This window comes from Pantoea sp. CTOTU46764 (genome assembly GCF_031974595.1).
Classification (GTDB): Bacteria; Pseudomonadota; Gammaproteobacteria; order Enterobacterales; family Enterobacteriaceae; genus Pantoea; species Pantoea trifolii.
Genome location: NZ_DALYOQ010000043.1, coordinates 34,396 through 36,416 on the forward strand (window position 1 = coordinate 34,396; position 2,021 = coordinate 36,416).

General features: G+C 57.1%; 3 protein-coding genes and 1 pseudogene. All 4 read right to left on the minus strand.

Going from position 1 to position 2,021, the window contains the following annotated elements:
• Positions 1–233: pseudogene (locus tag RTM06_RS14770) on the minus strand (TatD family hydrolase); the annotation flags it as partial.
• 16 nt (positions 234–249) lie between these two features.
• Positions 250–1,239: a DNA polymerase III subunit delta' gene (gene holB, locus RTM06_RS14775; RefSeq protein WP_312183142.1), complete on the minus strand. Its 990-nt coding sequence runs from the start codon at positions 1,237–1,239 to the stop codon at positions 250–252.
• On the minus strand, positions 1,236–1,871 hold the full coding sequence (gene tmk, locus RTM06_RS14780; protein WP_312183145.1) for a dTMP kinase: 636 nt from the start codon (positions 1,869–1,871) through the stop codon (positions 1,236–1,238). Before tmk ends, holB begins: the two co-directional genes overlap by 4 nt.
• On the minus strand, positions 1,861–2,021 hold a 161-nt coding region (locus RTM06_RS14785; protein WP_312183157.1), incomplete at its 5' end, for an endolytic transglycosylase MltG. The genes tmk and RTM06_RS14785, both read right to left, overlap by 11 nt.

A 2,021-nucleotide genomic window follows, 5' to 3' on the forward strand; every position in this document is an offset into this window, starting at 1 on the left:
TCGACGTCGTACGGCGCTTCCTGATTGAGCGGATGCACGCCACAGGCCAGCGCGACATTTTCACGATCGCCTACTAGCTGTTTGATTTTGTAGTAATCCGGCAAGGTGGTGGCAATTGCCAGCATAAACTTCACATCGCGCGCCGCCGCTTTGGCGATGACATCATCCAGATCGCGATGGTGTTTTTCATAATCGAGGCCATCAAGATGGCAGTGGGAATCGACAATAAACATAGAGCTCTCTTTTCGCTTAGCCGACCGTTGCCGGAGTCAGTAAACGTCCCCAGGCGAGTAAACGATCGGTCAACATTAATTCTCGGTTGAGTGCGGCGACATGTAACAGCTGTTCGCGGCACTGCATCCATTGCTGTGCGCTGCTATTGAGCGCACTGCTATTCATTCTTTGCGCCAACTGCGTGACCACATCCGGACGATCGCCGTTGCTCAGCCACTGACTGGCGCCCTGTTGCACTTTCATCGCATCCACCAGCAGCGAAATCAGCCAGCTGAGGCGTTCGGCCACATCTTCGCTGTTCAGCGCAGGTAACAGCTGCAGCACATCGCCGTTAAGCGCTTTGATCAGCGTTTCGCACAGCGTTTCACGCGCCTGCCAGCGCTCCGGCTGCAGCAGCGTCAAGGCAGCAGCGGGTGCGCCATTACTCAAACGCAAGGCGGCGCGCAGCTTCTCTTGCGGCTGCGGTTGCTGCTTCTGCAGCCATTGCAGGCTATGTGCTTCTTCTGGCGGCGAGAGATGCCACGTCATGCAGCGACTGCGCAGCGTCGCCAGCAGGCGCGAAGGTTCGCGCACGCTGAGGAAAAACCAGCAATTCGCCGGCGGCTCTTCCAGCGTCTTCAATAGTGCGTTGGCGGCAGCTTCCGTGAGCTGCGCCGCATCGGGCAACCAAACGATTTTTGCGCCGCCCTGCTGGGCGAAGTGATACAGCTTTTCAGTGACGTCGCGCACCGCATCAATACCGAGTGAGGATTTCTCCTTTTCGGCTTCAAGGCGATACCAATCCGGGTGCGTGTGCGCCTGCATCAACTGGCAGCCGTGGCAGTGGCCGCAACTTTTCAAGCCTTCCGGCTGCAAGCACATCAACCAACGACTTACGCCCCAGATCAACGCATCGTCACCCATGCCCTCAATGCCCTGCACCAGCAAGGCGTGATGCGCCTGGCCGCTTTGATGGCGGGCGATGATTTGTCGATAAGGCTGGTTCAGCCACGGATACCAGTTCATGCGGATTGGCCTGCCAACCAGCTACGCAAGGCACCTTGAAGTGACAATGTCACGTCTGCAATATTTTGCGTCGCATCAATGGTCAGGATTGAGGGATCCTGAGCGGCCAAAGCCAGATAGCGTTCACGCGTGCGCTCGAAAAATCGCAATGATTCCTGCTCGATGCGATCCAACTCACCGCGTGCGCGGGCGCGTTGCAGGCCAATTTCTGGCGTTACGTCGAGATAGAGAGTGAGATCGGGACGGAAATCGCCCAGCACCGCATCGCGCAGCGTGGTCATCAACTGCGCATCCAGACCGCGTCCACCGCCCTGATAGGCTTGCGAAGAGAGATCGTGACGATCGCCGATTACCCAGGCACCGCGTGCCAGCGCCGGTTTGATCACGTTCTCTACCAGCTGCACGCGTGCCGCGTACAGCATTAGCAGCTCAGCTTTATTGGTCACCTGCTCGCCATCAATGCCCTGCTTGACCAACACGCGCAATTGTTCTGCCAGCGGCGTACCGCCCGGCTCGCGCGTGAAGACGACATCATGAATGCCGTGCTCATGCAGCACAGCAACCAGCGCATCACGCGCAGTGGTTTTGCCTGCACCTTCCAGGCCTTCAATGACGATAAACTTACTTTTCATTTTTTTCCTTCATTGCCAGCCGGTAAACCTGTACCGCTTTGTTGTGGCTGGCCAGATTGGTGGTAAAGGTGTGTCCACCTTTGCCATCCGCGACAAAATAGAGGTAATTGGTTTTTTCCGGATGTGCAGCCGCTTCCAGTGAAGCACGGC

Bases quoted from the DNA above. Each gene is read 5' to 3' on its own strand.
- holB (WP_312183142.1), bottom strand. From the start codon at position 1,239: ATGAACTGGTATCCGTGGCTGAACCAGCCTTATCGACAAATCATCGCC.
- tmk (WP_312183145.1), bottom strand. From the start codon at position 1,871: ATGAAAAGTAAGTTTATCGTCATTGAAGGCCTGGAAGGTGCAGGCAAA.